18 protein-coding genes are annotated in these 15,240 nt (G+C 71.6%); 9 read left to right on the forward strand and 9 right to left on the reverse strand.

The annotated features are described in order from the left end of the window. Positions 1-257 precede the first annotated feature (257 nt). Entirely contained in the window at positions 258-878 is a 621-nt protein-coding gene (locus tag NKG98_RS14315) for a YIP1 family protein (protein WP_254766590.1), read from the forward strand. A gap of 476 nt (positions 879-1,354) precedes the next feature. Here NKG98_RS14315 and ddh read toward each other — a convergent pair whose 3' ends face one another. Continuing rightward, positions 1,355-2,278: a D-2-hydroxyacid dehydrogenase gene (ddh, locus tag NKG98_RS14320; protein WP_254766591.1), complete on the reverse strand. Its 924-nt coding sequence runs from the start codon at positions 2,276-2,278 to the stop codon at positions 1,355-1,357. A gap of 154 nt (positions 2,279-2,432) precedes the next feature. Continuing rightward, complete coding sequence (locus NKG98_RS14325; protein WP_254766592.1) at positions 2,433-3,794, reverse strand: eIF2B alpha/beta/delta subunit family protein; 1,362 nt, start codon at positions 3,792-3,794, stop codon at positions 2,433-2,435. Between the two features lie 98 nt (positions 3,795-3,892). Between NKG98_RS14325 and NKG98_RS14330 the strand changes: the two genes are divergently transcribed. Together NKG98_RS14330 and NKG98_RS14335 are read left to right on the forward strand one after the other, a co-directional pair. Continuing rightward, positions 3,893-4,663 carry a coenzyme F420-0:L-glutamate ligase gene (locus NKG98_RS14330; RefSeq protein ID WP_254766593.1) on the forward strand — a complete coding sequence of 257 codons (771 nt, stop codon included), beginning with the start codon at positions 3,893-3,895 and terminating at the stop codon, positions 4,661-4,663. Continuing rightward, the gene (locus NKG98_RS14335) at positions 4,660-5,661 is read left to right on the forward strand and encodes a 5,10-methylenetetrahydromethanopterin reductase (protein ID WP_254766594.1); all 1,002 of its coding nucleotides are present in this window, start codon (positions 4,660-4,662) and stop codon (positions 5,659-5,661) included. The genes NKG98_RS14330 and NKG98_RS14335 overlap by 4 nt, the downstream gene beginning before the upstream one ends. Positions 5,662-5,663: 2 nt before the next feature. On the opposite strand, the gene NKG98_RS14340 is transcribed toward NKG98_RS14335, so the two are convergent. Next, on the reverse strand, positions 5,664-5,855 hold the full coding sequence (locus NKG98_RS14340) for a DUF8024 family protein (protein WP_254766595.1): 192 nt from the start codon (positions 5,853-5,855) through the stop codon (positions 5,664-5,666). An 86-nt stretch (positions 5,856-5,941) separates the two neighbouring features. Between NKG98_RS14340 and NKG98_RS14345 the strand changes: the two genes are divergently transcribed. The 6 genes from NKG98_RS14345 to yciH all read left to right on the forward strand — a co-directional run bounded on the left by NKG98_RS14345 (position 5,942) and on the right by yciH (position 11,442). Then, complete coding sequence (locus tag NKG98_RS14345) at positions 5,942-6,169, forward strand: DUF7573 domain-containing protein (RefSeq protein ID WP_254766596.1); 228 nt, start codon at positions 5,942-5,944, stop codon at positions 6,167-6,169. Positions 6,170-6,230: 61 nt separating this feature from the next. Further along, positions 6,231-6,425 (forward strand): cold-shock protein, encoded by a 195-nt coding sequence (locus tag NKG98_RS14350; protein ID WP_246972863.1) that lies wholly within the window; start codon positions 6,231-6,233, stop codon positions 6,423-6,425. Positions 6,426-6,692: 267 nt separating this feature from the next. Continuing rightward, the gene (locus tag NKG98_RS14355) at positions 6,693-7,682 is read left to right on the forward strand and encodes an AAA family ATPase (protein WP_254766597.1); all 990 of its coding nucleotides are present in this window, start codon (positions 6,693-6,695) and stop codon (positions 7,680-7,682) included. 1 nt (position 7,683) lies between these two features. Continuing rightward, a complete protein-coding gene (locus NKG98_RS14360) occupies positions 7,684-8,721 on the forward strand; it encodes a DUF58 domain-containing protein (protein WP_254766598.1) in 1,038 nt (345 codons plus the stop codon). 61 nt (positions 8,722-8,782) lie between these two features. Continuing rightward, on the forward strand, positions 8,783-11,080 hold the full coding sequence (locus NKG98_RS14365) for a transglutaminaseTgpA domain-containing protein (RefSeq protein WP_254766599.1): 2,298 nt from the start codon (positions 8,783-8,785) through the stop codon (positions 11,078-11,080). Between the two features lie 68 nt (positions 11,081-11,148). Beyond that, a complete protein-coding gene (gene yciH, locus NKG98_RS14370; RefSeq protein ID WP_254766601.1) occupies positions 11,149-11,442 on the forward strand; it encodes a stress response translation initiation inhibitor YciH in 294 nt (97 codons plus the stop codon). A gap of 107 nt (positions 11,443-11,549) precedes the next feature. Here yciH and NKG98_RS14375 read toward each other — a convergent pair whose 3' ends face one another. From NKG98_RS14375 to NKG98_RS14400, 6 genes are all read right to left on the reverse strand, one after another. After that, positions 11,550-11,909, reverse strand: coding sequence for a rhodanese-like domain-containing protein (locus NKG98_RS14375; protein ID WP_254766602.1), 360 nt, complete (start codon positions 11,907-11,909; stop codon positions 11,550-11,552). Between the two features lie 65 nt (positions 11,910-11,974). Further along, a complete protein-coding gene (locus NKG98_RS14380; RefSeq protein ID WP_254766604.1) occupies positions 11,975-12,577 on the reverse strand; it encodes a GTP-dependent dephospho-CoA kinase family protein in 603 nt (200 codons plus the stop codon). 1 nt (position 12,578) lies between these two features. Further along, positions 12,579-12,776 carry a transcription elongation factor subunit Spt4 gene (gene spt4, locus NKG98_RS14385; RefSeq protein WP_254766606.1) on the reverse strand — a complete coding sequence of 66 codons (198 nt, stop codon included), beginning with the start codon at positions 12,774-12,776 and terminating at the stop codon, positions 12,579-12,581. A gap of 2 nt (positions 12,777-12,778) precedes the next feature. Further along, entirely contained in the window at positions 12,779-13,351 is a 573-nt protein-coding gene (locus tag NKG98_RS14390; protein WP_254766608.1) for a DNA-directed RNA polymerase, read from the reverse strand. 1 nt (position 13,352) lies between these two features. Then, complete coding sequence (locus NKG98_RS14395) at positions 13,353-13,790, reverse strand: type II toxin-antitoxin system VapC family toxin (protein WP_254766609.1); 438 nt, start codon at positions 13,788-13,790, stop codon at positions 13,353-13,355. Beyond that, entirely contained in the window at positions 13,791-15,041 is a 1,251-nt protein-coding gene (locus tag NKG98_RS14400) for a translation initiation factor IF-2 subunit gamma (protein ID WP_254766610.1), read from the reverse strand. Positions 15,042-15,240 lie beyond the last annotated feature (199 nt).

The raw sequence follows: 15,240 nt of genomic DNA on the forward strand, positions 1-15,240 counted from the left end.
CGGTCCGTCGCGCCGTGTGACGGAGCCACCAGCGCGACGTCTCTCGGTAACGTTTCGACCAGAAGCACTCCTCTCCGTTCCGGGCCGCGGAGCGGCCCTCCACGTCGATCGTCGGCTCGCTCGTCCGCGGGCGGACTCGCTCGCGGTGAACTGCAGGGCGGTCCGCGGCGTCCGCTCGTGCCTCGCGGCGGACGCGTGACTGCGCTCTCGTCGATCAATTGGGAAGAGTTATATTCTGTCACTTCGACGCCGATCGTATGGCCCCGCGAACGCCGCTCTTCCGCCCGAAAGCGTACTTCGAGAGCCGGAGATCGACCCTGACGCCCGCGCTGGGCGTGTTCGCTCTCTACGTCGTCGGCTCGACCGTCCTCACCTACGTGCTCGCCGACCTCCTCTTCGCCCAGGTCGACGACGCGTCCGCGGAGTTCGAAGCCGCGTTGAACAGCGTCATGGGGACGATGGTCGTCTTCCTCGTGATCACCGCGATCGTCGCGCTGCTGGTGGTCGCCGCGATCATGCACTACTTGAGCGGCGACGGCGAGAGCGGATCGTTCGGCGACGCGATCGCCGTCGCCGGGTGGGCGTACGCGCCGAACCTCCTCGCGCTCCCCGTCAAGTACGCCGACGCCCGTCGCTACGTCGAGGGGCTGTCGTTCGACGGCTCGGACCCGGCCGTTATGGCGACTCAGCTCGAGACCGTCGACGAGTCGACGACCGCCGTCTCGACGGTGCTGACGCTGCTGGTCGTCGCGTGGAGCGTCTTCATCCTCGCGAAGGGGGCCGCCGGCACACACGACACCGACGTCGACGATACGATCGGGCCAGCACTGCTGATCGGCGTCGGCGTGCTCGTCATGGAGTTCCAGTTCCTGTTCTGACCGCCCGCGTGCCGCGTTCTCCTCCAAAGAAGGACGTATTTGCAACAGGTGGTGGAGCCGAACACGTGATCGGCGTTCGCTCCTCCGTCACTCCGCCCGGGCGCACTGTCGCTCTTTTCCGGCTGTCCGAGCGGGTTCGAGGACCCGCCGGAGTTCGACGAGACGCTCGAGATCCGAAACGAACGCTCCGAACCAGTCTCCGTGGGCATCGTGTTCTAAGGACGGTCCGCCGGAGCCGACGGGCGGGAAACGGGCTTCGAGCGAGTGGAGGTACCGGCGGATCGAACGATACCCAGGCGTCGACCGACTCGTCGTCGTCGGCCGCGGCGCCGAGTTCGCGGATCGCGGCGACGTGGACCGCCACGAGCGCGTCGCCGTCCTCGGGTCTCGCGGGCCGGATCGTCACCATGGACGATCGAACGGACGCGGGGGACTGATACCCCTCGTTCCGACAGGTCGGCCTGCCGATCGACGGCTCACACCACCCGGTTGTACAGGTCTTCGCCGCGGTCGATCCGCGCGACGTTCTCGCGGACGATGTCGGCGACGTCGCGGTGGTAGTCCCGGGTGAACGCCGCGCAGTGGGGCGTGACGATCACCTCGTCTAGCCCCCACAGCGGCGACGCCTCGGGGAGCGGTTCGGTCTCGAAGACGTCGAGCGCCGCGCCGGCGATCTCGCCGGCCTCGACGGCGTCGACCAGCGCCGCCTCGTCGACGACGGGGCCGCGGCCGACGTTGACGAAGTAGGCGTCCTCGTCCATCGCCTCGAACGCCGCGGGACCGAACAGCCCCTCGGTCTCGTCGGTCAGCGGCAGCGTGACGACGACGAAGTCCGCGTCGCCGATCGCGGCGTGGAGGTCGTCGGTCGCGTAGATCTCGTCGAAGCCGTCGACCGGCTCCGGCGTGCGCCTGACCCCGCTGATCTCGACGCCGAGCGCGCCGACCACGTCGGCGACGCCGCTCCCGAGGGTCCCGGTGCCGACGACGCAGGCCGACTTCCCGGGGAGGGTGAACGCCTCGTCCCACTCGGGCTGGTCCCAGCGGCGTTCGGTCCCGTTCGCGACGTGGCGGTGCAGGCGCCGGGAGAACGCGAGCAGGTAGCCCGCGACCGTCTCCCCGACCGTCCGGCCGTGGATCCCCGTGCTGTTGGTGAGGGCGACGCCGCGCTCCTCGAAGGCGTCGAACGGGAACCGGTCGACCCCCGCCTGGATCGAGTGGACCCACGCGAGGTCGCGGAAGGCCTCGCGGTGTTCGAGGGTGACGACCGCGTCGCGGGAGGCGACCCCGTCGTCGCCGACGACCGCCACGTCGACGGGCAGGTCGGCGAGGTCGTCCGCGAGTTCCTCCGGCGGGAAGACCGCCGCGACCGAGTCGTGTACGCCGAGTCGCTTGACGTCCATGCGCGCCGCTACGGGAGTGTGAAGGTTCAAACTTCCTGCGAATGAGAGCGGGCGGCTCGGGGTGAAGCCCTCGTCACAAGGGGCTCGGAGGGGGTAACTCCTCGTCACCGCCGCCCGCTCCCAGTAGGCGCCGCGGGGGTTTCGGTCTGTCGTTTCACCGGTCCTGCCACCGTTCGCGGTCGCGCAGTTCCGCGGCCACCTCGCGGACCTCCGCCGGCGCGTACGTCCCCCGCTCGGTGACGACCTCGGTCACGCAGTCGGCGGGCGTCACGTCGAACGTCGGGTTCGCCACGTCGACGGACGCCGCGCCGTCGTAGACGGCCGCGCGGTCGCCGGACTCCAGATTGACCTCCTCGCGCGTCGAGACCTTGTCGCTCGCGGCGACGACCGTCACGGGCACCCCCTCGCGGGCCGCGGCGATCGCCGCCCCGCGCGTGCCGGTCTTGTTCACGACGGCGCCGTCGGGGCGGATCGAGTCGGCGCCGACGACCACCCGATCCACGTCCTCGCGGGCCAGCACCGTCGCCGCCGCGGCGTCGGCGTGCAGCGTCACCGGACACGCCTCGGCGAGTTCCTCCGCGACGTCCACCCCCTCGCGGCCGGGCCGGGACTCGGCGACGAAGACGCGGTCGGGGTCGCCCCGACGCAGCGCTTCGAGGACGGTCCCCGACCGCGAGAGCGTGGCGACGCGCCCCTCGACGCGGTCGGCCGCCCGCGCCGCCGTCCCCTCGTCCGCCGCGAGCGCGCGGTCGATCCCGTCCAGCGTCGATTCGAGGACGGCCGTCGCGTCGGGGTCGCCGTCCTCGGCGGCGCGCTCGACGGCCCCGGCCATCGCGCGGTTCACCCGGTTGCGGAGGACGGCCATCGACGGCCGGACTTCGAGCAGTCGGCGGGCGAGTGCGGCCAGTTCGTCCCACTCCTCGGCGGGGTCGGCGTCCGGCTTACGGGTTCCCCGTTCGCCGGTCCGGGGCGACGACGCCGCCTCGCTCTCGGCGACGATCACTCCCGAACGGTCCCGCAGGGTTTCGAGCGCGCGCAGCGAGAGCCACGCCGCGCCGTGGGCGTCGTCCGCGGCGATCGAGCGGACGCTCGGCGCGACGCGCTCGTAGGTCTCCCAGAGGGCGGGCACCGTCTCGCGGTCCGCGTCGAGGATCGCCGTCGGCGACGTCCACTCGCAGGCGTCGTGTTCCTCGCTCAGTTCGACCTCGCGGGAGGCACAGTCGAAGAGGTACGGGTGGACGACCCACTCGCGGCCGCGGTCCGGGTCCGACACCGACAGCGGCCGACTCGACCGGACGAGCGAGACCTCGTCCGCGAGGCCGGTCTCCTCTGCGATCTCGACGCGCACCTGCTCGTCGGGCCGCCCCTCGGCGAAGCCGGAGACGCCGCCCCACGCGCCGACGTACGTGCCGACCGCGTCGCCCCGCCGGAGCAGGAGTACCTCGCCGCCGTTTCGCAGGAACGCGGTGACGACGTGGTCCGCGTCGTCTCCCCCGTGGCTCGCGTTGGCTTCCATACGCGAGGCGACGGCCGTCGGACGGGAATCCGTTTCGGACCCCCTGCAGTCGTCTCCGGGGACGGTGCGCTTTTCACGGCGCTCGCCCACCTGCCGGTATGGAACTCCACGCAGTGTCGGACCTGCCGGAGGTCCGCCCCGGCGACGACCTCGCCGACCTCGTCGCCGACCGCGCCGCGATCGAGGACGGCAACGTCCTGACGGTCGCGAGCACGGTCGTCTCGAAGGCCGAGGGGCGGACGGCCGACCTGTCCGACTTCCCGGCCGGCCCCCGCGCCCGAGAGATCGCGACCCGACTCGCCGAGATCACGGGCGAGGAGAAGGACCCGCGGTTCGCCCAGGCCGTCCTCGAGGAGAGCACCGACCTCCTGATGGAGGCGCCGTTTCTCCTGACCGAGACCCGCTTCGGCCACGTCTCCGTGAACGCGGGGATCGACCGCTCGAACGTGCCCGACCGCGACCTGCTGTTGTTGCCGCGGGACCCGACCGCGAGCGCCGAGCGGATCCGCGCGGGGCTTCGCGAGCGGACGGGCGCGGACGTCGCCGTGATCGTCACGGACACCTGCGGGCGGCCGTTCCGCCACGGCCAGCGCGGCGTCGCCGTCGGCTGGGCGGGGATGCCCGCGAGCCGCGACTGGCGCGGCGAGCGCGACCGCGACGGCCGCGAACTCGGCGTCACCGTTCAGGCGGTGGTCGACGAACTCGCCGCCGCGGCGAACCTCGTGACCGGCGAGGGCGCCGGCGGCACCCCCGCGGTCGTCGTCCGCGGCTGGGAGTTCGGCGATCTGGCGGGAAGCGACGCGCTGTTCAGGGAGGTCGAGGGCGACTTCGTCCGGCAGGCGCTGCGGGGGTGGGAGTACCAGCCATGACGGGCGGGGACGCGCCGACCATCGGCGTCGAACTGACACCGGAGCACCCGCCGGAGCGGCTGGCGGCGCTGGCGGCGCTCGCGGAGGACGAGGGCTTCGACCTCGCCTTCGCGAGCAGTCACTACTTCAACCGCGACCCGTTCGTGACGTGCTCGCGGATGGCCGACGCGACCGACGAGATTCGGCTGGGGCCGGGCGTGGTCAACCCCTACGAGTCCCACCCCGTCACGCTCGCCGCGCGCACGGCGACGCTCGACGAGGTCAGCGGCGGCCGCGCGGTGTTCGGGATCGGTGCCGGGGACCGATCCGCGCTCGCGAACCTCGGGATCGAGCGCGACCGGCCGCTGCGGCGCGTACTGGAGACGTTCGACCTCGCGCGCGACCTCTGGGCGGGCGAGACGGTCACCCACGAGGGGACGTTCACGGCGCGGGACGCCTCGCTCAACTTCGACGCCCGCGAGGTGCCGGTCTACGTCGGCGCGCAGGGGCCGCACATGCTGCGGATGAGCGCGAAACACGCCGACGGCGTCCTGATAAACGCCTCGCACCCGCGGGACTTCGAGTGGGCGGCGGGGCAGGTCGAGAAGGGGGTGGCGGAGCGTTCGGACGAGCGGGGTCCCTTCGAGGCGCTGGCGTTCGCGAGCGTGAGCGTGGCCGACGAGGAGGCCGCGGCGCGCGACGCCGCGCGGCCGCCGGTCGCGTTCATCGCGGCCGGGGCGGCCGATCCCGTCCTCGACCGCCACGGGATCGACCGCGAGGCCGCGGCCGCGGTCAGCGAGGCGCTGGAACGGGGCGACCTCGGCGAGGCGTTCGAGCGGGTCACGCCGGGGATGATCGACGCCTTCTGCATCGCGGGGACGACCGAGACGGTCGCCGACCGGTTCGCGGCGGCGCTCGACCACGTCGACGGGATCGTAGTGGGGTCGCCGCTGGGGCCGGATCTCGAAGCGGCGATTCCGCGGGCGAGCGAGGCGCTCGCGCTGGCGGCCGAGCGCTGAGTTCAGGCCCGCGTGAAGAGGCTGCCGACCGCGCCGACGGTGAGCGCGCCGAAGACGGCGAGCGAGAAGATCACCAGCACCGTTCCCATCGCGAGCAGGAGCGGGGCGAGGCCCTCGCCGGTCGCGACGCCGGCGAAGTGTTCGTTCAACTCGACGAACTCGTCCACGATGACGTTCAGTACCACGGGGTTCATGTGTGCGGGTTGTGACCGCTGGTACTTGTCCGTGCCGGTCGCGCGCGGTCGGTGGGCCTATACGCCCGTCGCACGTACGGACGGTCGTGACCGACGACGCGACGCTCTCGGACTTCTTCGGGGCGGACGACGGGGACGACGAGTCCGGGCCGGAGTCGGGCGCGGACGGCCCGGCGGCCGCCGCGCCCGACGTCGAACCGGCCCGGTCGACGTACGCGTGGGGGGAGTACACCTGCGAGAACTGCGGCGGGGCGACGCGGCGCGCGTGGCGGGACGGCGACGCGCTCGTCTGTCCGTCGTGTAAGACGTGGTGAGGCCGGCCCGGCCGGTGCCTCCAGAACATTTATGCCCTCGACGTGACTCTGTGCACACGCAATGGCGAAAGGTACGGTCGCATTCTTCAACGACACTGGCGGCTACGGCTTCATCGAGACTGACGACGCGGACGAGGACGTGTTCTTCCACATGGAGGACGTCGGCGGCCCCGACCTCGAGGAGGGTCAGGAACTCGAGTTCGAGATCGTCGAAGCCGAGAAGGGCCCACGCGCGACCAACGTCGAGCGACTGTAGACCCACAGTACTGAGGCATCGTTCTCCGATCGCAACGACCCCGGAGCCGCCGCTGTACGCCGGTTCGCCGCCGAACGCCGCCCCTACGCGACCGAACGCTTTCGCTTCCCGTCGCAAGTCGAACGGTCGAAATAACGGGGTCGGTCTGCCGAAGTGTCGTCCCGTTCGACACAAGGCATATGTCAATCAACCTCTGACGACGTACTGACGAGAGATGCGTCGAACGCACCCCCGCTATGACGGTGGTTCGCCTCCTTATTCACTCCCATGACGGACGCCAATCCCCCTCCACGGGCCGACCGGGCGGACCGCTCGTCGTCGCTCGACCCGCTGCCGGTGTCGGCGGTCTCGGAACTCTGCGAGGAGATCCGGACGAACGTCGGGCGCGTGATCGTCGGTCACGACGAGGCGATCGACCACGTCCTGACGACGATCCTCGGGCGCGGCCACGTCCTGCTCGACGACGTCCCCGGCGTCGGCAAGACGATGCTCGCGCGCTCGATCGCACGTTCGATCGACTGTAGCTTCCGGCGGGTCCAGTTTACGCCCGACCTCCTGCCCTCCGACGTCACCGGCGTCAACGTCTTCGACCAGCGGACCCGCGAGTTCGAGTTCCAGCCGGGTCCCGTCTTCGCGAACGTCGTGCTGGGCGACGAGATCAACCGCGCGCCGCCGAAGACCCAGTCGGCGCTGCTCGAGGCGATGGAGGAGCGACAGGTGACAGTCGACGGCGAGACCCACGAGTTGCCGGACCCGTTCACGGTCATCGCGACCCAGAACGCCGTCGAACCCAACCGGACGTACGAACTGCCGTTTGCCGAACTCGACCGGTTCACGAAGAAACTCCACCTCGGCTACCCCGACCCCGCCGACGAGGCCGACATGCTCGCGCGGACGGTCGGCCACCACCCGATCGAGTCGCTCGAACCGGTCACCGACGTCGAGTCGATCGTCCGCGCCCGCGAGGCCGTCGCCGAGGTGACCGTCCGCGAACCCGTCCGCGAGTACGCGACGCGGCTCGCCGGCTACACCCGCGAGCACGCCCGGATCGGCGCGAGCCCCCGCGGCACCATCGCGCTGTTGCGGGTGGCCCAGGCCCGGGCCGTCCTCGAAGGACGCGACTACGTCACCCCCGACGACGTCCAGTACGAGGCGCCGCTGGCGCTGAGCCACCGCGTCCGGACGGGGTCGAGCGCGGCCGAGCGCGACGGCACCGCGGTCGTCGAGGACGCCCTCGATCGCGTCCCGGTCGAGTAGCATGCGGCTCACGACTCGCGGCCTGGGCGCCGTCGCCGTCGTCGCCTTCGCCGTCGTGATGGCGGCGGCGTTCGGCGCACGGGCGCTGAACGGCCTCGTCGTCCCGCTGCTCGTCGCGCTGGCGGGCGCTGTCGTCTCCGTCGCCCGGACCGACGGCCCCACCGTCGGACGCCGCCCGGTCGAGGCGGGGTTCCCCGGCGAGCGCCGGACCGTCGAGGTGACAGTCGAGACCGACTCGCCGACCGCCGCCAGCGTCGCGGACGCCGTCGGCGACGGCCTGTCGGCGCCGGAGACCCGCGTCGAGACGACGCTCGACGAGGGGACGACCTACGAGTACGACCTGCGACTCGACTCGCGTGGCGAACGCCGGGTCGGCCCGCTCTCGGTCGTCGTCACGGACGTGCTCGGACTCGTCGAGCAGCGCTTCGAGGACGGCCGGACGACGCCCGTGCTCGTCTACCCACGGGTCTACGACCTCCGCGGCGGGGCCGGCTACGACCTGCGGTTGCTCACCGACGAAGTCCGGGAGGGCGACCGCGAGGAGTTCGACTACCTCCGGGAGTACCGGCGCGGCGACGCGCTCCGGGACGTCCACTGGAAGTCGGCGGCCAAGCGCGTCGACGACGAACTCGTCGTCAAGGAGTTCGTCGCCGACGAGACCGTCGGCTCGACCATGATCGCCGTCGAACCGGCGCCGCGAGGCGACGAGGAGGAACTCCTCGCGGCCGCCGCCAGCGTCGCGCGGTACCTGCTCGAACGGGAGGTCGCCGTCGGCCTGCTCGTCGCCGGCGACTCGCTGCCGCCCGACACCGGCGACCGCCACCGCCACGAACTCCTGCGCACGCTCGCGCTCGCCGACCTCGCGCCGCTCGACGAGCGCGACCGGCGCCGGGCGGACGTCGTGATCCACGCCGGCGCCGGCGGCGCCGCGGTCGACGTCGGCGGCCGCGAGATCCCGTTCGACCGCCTCCGCGGCGACCCGGTCGAGGCGGCCGCGCTCGGCGCCGACGGCAGTGACGCGTCGGAGGTGGTCGCGTGAGCGAGCCCTGCGAGCGAACGCGAGTACGCCAGCGCGACGCGCTGGAGCCGGAGGTGGTCGCGTGAGCACGCGGACGCGCTCGTGGACCGTCTCGACGAGCCTCGACGGGGTCGTCGGGCCGCGGGCGTTCCGGGCGCTCGCGCTCGCGGCCGTGGCGATCCTGCTCGCGTCGGTCGTCTCCGTCCTCCTCGAGGTCACCCGCGTCGTCGGCGGGTCGCAGGCGCTGATCTCGCTCGTCGCCCTCGCGGTGGCGGTGGCGACGGTCCTCGCGCGGACGATCCGGCCCCGCTCGGCGACCGCGCTCGCGACGGCCGCGGCGCTGGTCGGCTTCGCCTACTACTTCGAGGCGGCGGGCGTCGGGATCGGCACCGCGCTTTCGGCCACGGACCAGCTCCTCTCGGACACGATCGCGCTCGCGACCGGCCTGCCGCTGGACCGGATGGTCGAGGCGGGGGTCTGGACGCTCGGCTTCGCCCCGGGGCCGGCGTTCCTCTCGTGGTACCTCGCGATCCGGCGGCGCTACGCGCTGGCGGTCGTCCCCGGCGGCGCGGCCCTGCTGTTTCTCGTGCTCACGGGGGACGCGGCCCTCGGGCCGACCGTCATCGGCACCGTCGGCGGCGTCGCCGCGGTCGGCTTCGGCGAACTCGAACGCCGGGAGGGGTCGATCGCCCAGGCGGACCTGCTTGCGCTGCTGTTCGCGGCGACGGTCGTCCTCTCGCTGTCGGTCACGCTCGTCCCCGGCGGCGCGGCCCAGCCGACGATCCTCGTCTCCGACGACGACGCCGGCGACGGCACCCTCGAAGGGAGCATCGACGCCGCGCCCGACCGCTCGGCGATCGCCGGCGACGTCGAGTTGACCCCGGAGGTCCGTTTCACGATCCGCTCGGAGCGGGAGTCCTACTGGCGAACCGGCGTCTACGACCGGTTCACCGGCGACGCGTGGGTGCGCACGGGGCAGGCGGCCCCCTACGCCGACGGCCGCCTCGACGAGCCGCCGGGCGAGTACGAGACGGTCCGCCAGACGGTGACCGTCGAGGAGGGCGTCGAGACGATGCCGGCCGCGCCCCAGCCGGTCGCGATCGAGGGCGAGATCACCGGGAACACCGAGGTCACCACCCACGGGCAGGTCAGACCCGCCTCGCCGTTGATCCGGGGCGACACGTACAACGTCGAGAGCGCGGTCGTCGACGCCCGCCCGGCCGAACTCCGCGCCGCCGGCACCGACTACCCCGAGGAGGTCGAGTCGCGGTACCTGCAGACGCCCGAGACGACCTCCGGCGAGTTCGAGGCCGCGACGGCCGGGGTGGTCGACGGCGCCGACACCCCTTACGACAAGGCCGCGACGATCGAGCGCCACCTCCGGACGTCGAACGGCTACTCGCTCTCGGTCGACCGTCCGGACGGCAACGTCGCCGAGGCGTTCCTCTTCGAGATGGAGGAGGGCTACTGCGTCTACTTCGCGACGACGATGGTCCAGATGCTGCGCGCCGAGGGCGTCCCGGCGCGGTACGTCACGGGCTACACGAGCGGCCAGCAGGTCGACGACGGCACGTGGGTCGTCCGCGGGCTCGACGCTCACGCGTGGGTCGAGGTCTACTTCCCCGACCACGGCTGGGTCGCGTTCGATCCGACGCCCGCCGACACCCGCAACGAGGTCCACGCCGACCGCCTCGAAGACGCCCGCGAGGCCGGCGAGGAGAACGTCGACACCGAGGAAAGCGAGGGCGTGCCGGTCGACGGCCCCGGCGCGAGCGACGACGAGTTCGGAACGGACGAGATAGACGGGACCGGCCCCACGCTGCGCCCCGACGAGGACGTGGACCCGCGCAACACCTCCCCCGGCGAGGGGACGGACGGCCCGACGATCCCCCGCGAGGACCCGCTGAGCGGCGACCCGGACGCGGGGGGCGGCGCGCCCGGCGACGCGGACGACGGCGGGGAGACGACCCCCACGCCGGCGGACGCCGTCGTCGCGTTCGCGCTGGTCGTCGGCCTCGCCGCGGGCGTCCACCGGGCCGGCGTGACCGCGCTCGTCGGGCGCGAGGCGCGCCTCTACTGGCAGGGGTTCCGGGGTGACCCCGAGGCGGACGTCGAGCGGGCCTACCGACGGCTCGAACTGCTGCTCGAACGGCGCTACCGGCCGCGGCGGGAGTCCGAGTCGGTCCGGCAGTACCTGAGGACGCTGTCGCGGTACCGGTCGTTCGACGACGAGGCCGTCCGCGTCGGCCGCCTCTACGAGCGCGCCCGCTACGGCGACGGCGTCGACCGCGAGGCGGCCGACGAGGCGATCGCCACCGTCGACGCGCTCGTCCGGTCGCGGCTCCCCGCCGTCGGCCGGTTCTGGCGCCGATCCTCGTAAAAAGAACCGGCCGACGGGGGCGTGGTCCCGATAGTGTTTAATATGCCCATTTCGTAGCTTGGAACGTAATGTCGGAAGTCTGCTCGACGTGCGGGCTGCCCGAAGAGCTCTGCGTCTGCGAGGACGTGGCCAAGGGGCAACAACAACTCAACATCCGCATTGACGAGCGCAGATACGGTAAGGAAGTAACGATCATCGAAGGATTCGATCCGAAGGACGTCGACCTCGACAGCCTCTCGTCGGATCTCAAGTCCAAGTTCGCCTGTGGCGGCACCGTCGAGGACAGCCACATCGAGCTTCAGGGCAACCACCGCGGACGCATCGAAGAGTTCCTTCGGGACCGCGGCTTCAACGTCGCCTGAGCCCGCGATGATCTGAGAGACGACTTCCGATTCCGCGACCCGTCGAACCGACTTTTCGCCGCCCCCGCGCGGCGTCGATTACGGCCGAGCGACGGCCTCCTCCGTCGTCAGAAGGGAACGTCCGGCTCTTCGGCCGCCTCGTCGTCCGAGACGAGGTCGTACGCCTCGGCCCACTCCGTGAGGCCGCCGGCCATGCTCTCGACGGTCGCGTCGGCGCTACCCTCGTAGGAACCGATCAGCCGCGCCGCCTGCACGCTCGCCTTCCCGTGCGGGCAGACCGTCACGACGCGGTCGGCGTCGTCGAACTCCGCGATGCGCGCCGGGAGTTCGTCGAACGGGACGTTCTCGCTGTCGGGGATGTGGGCCCGTTCGAAGCTCCGCTCGTCGCGGATGTCGACGACGTGGACGTCCTCGCCGTCGTCCTCGAGGAGTCGGTGTACCTCGTCCGTGGAGATTTCGCCGTCCATCGGCTCGACGTTCGGGGAGCGAGCGCATAAGGGATACGGCTACGACTTCGCGGGGCCGCGGCGGCTCACTCGCCGTCGGCACCCGACAGCAACGCGAACAGCCCCCCCGGGTCGCCGTCGAAGCGCTCCAGCAGCGACCGGGCGGTCGCGCGGACCTCGTCGTCGACGCGGACGTGGACCATCCCCTCGTCGGGCTGGCCGTAGACGACGCTCGCGCCGTCGGGGGCGGCGACGACCGCCGGCAGCGTCGCGAGGTCCTCCTCGCCGTCGACGAGGATCGTCGTCGGCTCCTCGGCCGCGAGCGCCTCGCGGAGCGCGACGAGCAACGCCTCGGTGAGCGTCGCGGCCGGGTTGGCGACCTCGCGGCTCGCCTCGTCGGTCACGGCGCGTTCGATCTCCTCGTCGACCGCGGTGCGCTTCGTCCGGCCGTCGACGAGGGCGACGTCGGGCGCGCGGCCGGCTTCGAGGAAGTGGTAGGTGACGACGTCGCCGACGGCGATCAGCGGGCCGGCGACGTCCTCCAGGAGGACGCGGGCGTCGGTCTCGATCGGCCCGAGCGGCGTCTTGAGATCGGATCTGAGGGCGGGAGGGAGGGAGACGACGACGCGGGGCTCGGACTCGTCGGAATCGCGGGCGCGGTCGCTCGCGGGACGGTCGTCGCGGGTCACGTCACCGGACCTTGAGCGCGTACGCGCCGGGGCGGTCGACCTGCATCTCGCGGGCGATCTCGCTCTCCTCGGGGTGGGCGATGACGACGTAGCCCGCCCAGTCCTCGGTGAGCGAGGAGGACCCGCAGTTCTCGCAGGTCTCGGCGTTGGCCTGGTTGACGAGGTGGCACTCGCGACAGACGAGTCGGTTCGACGCCACGCTTACTCACCCGCCGTCGCTTCTTCGCGCTCCTCGCGCTCCTCGCGCAGCCAGCGGTGCTTGCCGAGGCCGGGCTGTTTGGCCGTCAGGCCGATCTTCGAGTCCCGCGGGTTGCGCTCGTCGATGCTCTTGGTGACGATTCGCGCGCGGACCGCGTCGTCGACGCCGAGGGCGCGGTCGGACTCGTTCGAGGCCAGCCGCTGGTTCTCGCCGTCGAACGCGAGGTACTCCTTGGAGATCTGTGAGACGTGCAGCAGGCCGTCGACGGGGCCGATCCCGACGAAGGCGCCGAACTCGACGACCTCGACGATCGTGCCGTCGACGACCTCCTGCATCTGGGGGTCGAACGTGACGGCGTCGAACTCCGCCTCGTAGTAGACGCCCGGCCGGTTCGGCAGGACCGTCCCCTCGCCGATGTCGTGGACGTCGGTGACGGAGACGACGGAGCCGACCTCCTCGTCCATCCGGCCTTCGAGTTTGTCCTGTAGCAGTCGCTTCACGAGCTCCGGAGACACCTCGCCGAGCTCCTCCGGCGGCACTTCCACCGTATCCTTCAGTCGTACCCGTTTGTACATTCTATGGTCGCGTAATGGCTAACTTGTTTCTCCCGCGTAATGCAATTACCGGTGTGCCCACCTCGAGCACCCGGTCGCGCAGCGGGCGGTCGTTCGTAACGACGTAGTCGACGACGCCCTCGCGGGCGAGTTCGACCAGCGCGTCGTCGGCGTACGATTCCTCCGTGTCGACGAGCAGGCAGCGTTCGGTCGCGAGGTCGTGGCCGACGTTAGCCGCGGTCCCCTCGGTTCCGCCCTTCTCGGCGAGCCGCCGCAACTCCTCGACGACCGGCTGCGGGGCGATCGGCTCGAACGCGCCCGTTCGCGGTTCGTCGCCGGTCGCCGAGTCCGGCGCGCGTGACGCGCCGTCGAGGACCCGATCGAGTTCCTCGAACAGCCGCACGTCGAGTTCGACCGGCATCATCAGCGCGCTCGTGTCGAGGGCAACCCGCTCCGGCATCTATTCCTGCAGGGTGCCGAGGCCGATCAGCCGCCAGCGCGCGCCGACGCGGCGGTTGATCGCGATCTTCGCGCCCGGTTCGGCGCAGACGGGCCGTTTGAGCCTGACCTCGCACTCGCCGTCGCGCGCGCTCGTCACCGCGCCGACGGTGGTCGCGGTGCCGACGGTCATCATCAGCGGCTCGCCCGTGCTGATCTCGTCGACGTCGCCGTCCCCGGCCGCGGCGTCTCCCTCCGCGCTGCCGACGATCCGGTCGAGGAGGTCGACGTCCATCGTGAACTGCTCCCACGTCGGCGGGAGGCTGCCCGGCGGGCCGGCGATCCGGCCCGCGAGCGCGTCGCCTTTCGTCAGCGAGGGATCGAGCCCGGTGCCGACGCCGAGCAGGCCACCCGGCGTGACGACGTCGGCGTCGCGGCCGCCGGCCTGCAGCGAGCGGACCGTCGTCTGGATGGGGACGTACTCCGACTGGCCGCCCTCCTCGACCTCCCGGCCGGGGCGGATCTCGAGTTCGTCGTCGACTTCGAGTTCGCCCTCGACGAGGCTCCCGCCGAGGACGCCGCCGGTGAGGTTCTCGTAGGTCGTCCCCGGCTTGTTGATGTCGAAGCTGCGGGCGACGTGCATCCGCGGGTCGGCGTCGGGGTTTCGCTCGGGGGTCGGAATCTCCGATTCGATCGCGCCGATGAGGAGGTCCATGTTGACCTCCTGGCCGGCCGAGACCGGGACGACGGGGGCGTCCTCGGCGACGGTCCCCTCGACGAACTCCTGGATCTGGCGGTAGTTCTCCCGGGCCTGCTCGGCGTCGACGAGGTCGACCTTGTTCTGGGCGATGACGATGTTGTCGATGCCGATGATGTCAAGCGCCATCAGGTGCTCTTCGGTCTGGGGCTGTGGGACGGGCTCCGAGGCCGAGACCACGAGCACCGCGCCGTCCATCAGCGCCGCTCCCGAGAGCATCGTCGCCATCAGGGTCTCGTGACCCGGGGCGTCGACGAACGAGACGGTCCGCAGCGGCTCGCTCTCGGAGCCGTCCGGACACTCCTCCTCGACGGTGAAACACTCGGGCTCGTCCACGCCGGGACAGCGACGGAACGTCGCGTCCGCGTACCCCAGCCGGATGGAGATGCCGCGTTTCATCTCCTCCGAGTGCTGGTCGGTCCAGGAGCCGCTGAGCGCCTGGACCAGCGTCGTCTTCCCGTGGTCGACGTGGCCGACGAGTCCGATGTTCACCTCCGGTTGTCGATTTCCTGCCATAAGACGGTGAGTAATCTTACTAGGGGTTCCGCCGTGCGCTTGATAAAGGTTGCGAGCTATCCCCGCCCTTCGTTACGTGGATCGATCCGTAGAGTTTTGCCCCCTCGCGTGGCTAAAATTGGCCTCGCTCGCGGGGTTTCGGGCCGGTTCCCCGCTGGAGAGTTCGGGACGCCTCCGTCGCGGTGGCTCCCGGACCGGC

Source organism: Salinilacihabitans rarus (genome assembly GCF_024296665.1).
GTDB classification, from domain to species: Archaea; Halobacteriota; Halobacteria; order Halobacteriales; family Natrialbaceae; genus Salinilacihabitans; species Salinilacihabitans rarus.

Coding starts and splice junctions, on each gene's coding strand:
- NKG98_RS14325 (WP_254766592.1), bottom strand. CDS start 3,794: ATGGAAGCCAACGCGAGCCACGGGGGAGACGACGCGGACCACGTCGTC.
- NKG98_RS14375 (WP_254766602.1), bottom strand. CDS start 11,909: ATGGACGGCGAAATCTCCACGGACGAGGTACACCGACTCCTCGAGGAC.
- NKG98_RS14390 (WP_254766608.1), bottom strand. CDS start 13,351: ATGTACAAACGGGTACGACTGAAGGATACGGTGGAAGTGCCGCCGGAG.
- NKG98_RS14315 (WP_254766590.1), top strand. CDS start 258: ATGGCCCCGCGAACGCCGCTCTTCCGCCCGAAAGCGTACTTCGAGAGC.
- NKG98_RS14340 (WP_254766595.1), bottom strand. CDS start 5,855: ATGAACCCCGTGGTACTGAACGTCATCGTGGACGAGTTCGTCGAGTTG.
- NKG98_RS14335 (WP_254766594.1), top strand. CDS start 4,660: ATGACGGGCGGGGACGCGCCGACCATCGGCGTCGAACTGACACCGGAG.
- NKG98_RS14395 (WP_254766609.1), bottom strand. CDS start 13,790: ATGCCGGAGCGGGTTGCCCTCGACACGAGCGCGCTGATGATGCCGGTC.
- NKG98_RS14400 (WP_254766610.1), bottom strand. CDS start 15,041: ATGGCAGGAAATCGACAACCGGAGGTGAACATCGGACTCGTCGGCCAC.
- NKG98_RS14330 (WP_254766593.1), top strand. CDS start 3,893: ATGGAACTCCACGCAGTGTCGGACCTGCCGGAGGTCCGCCCCGGCGAC.
- NKG98_RS14360 (WP_254766598.1), top strand. CDS start 7,684: ATGCGGCTCACGACTCGCGGCCTGGGCGCCGTCGCCGTCGTCGCCTTC.
- yciH (WP_254766601.1), top strand. CDS start 11,149: ATGTCGGAAGTCTGCTCGACGTGCGGGCTGCCCGAAGAGCTCTGCGTC.
- NKG98_RS14355 (WP_254766597.1), top strand. CDS start 6,693: ATGACGGACGCCAATCCCCCTCCACGGGCCGACCGGGCGGACCGCTCG.
- ddh (WP_254766591.1), bottom strand. CDS start 2,278: ATGGACGTCAAGCGACTCGGCGTACACGACTCGGTCGCGGCGGTCTTC.
- NKG98_RS14350 (WP_246972863.1), top strand. CDS start 6,231: ATGGCGAAAGGTACGGTCGCATTCTTCAACGACACTGGCGGCTACGGC.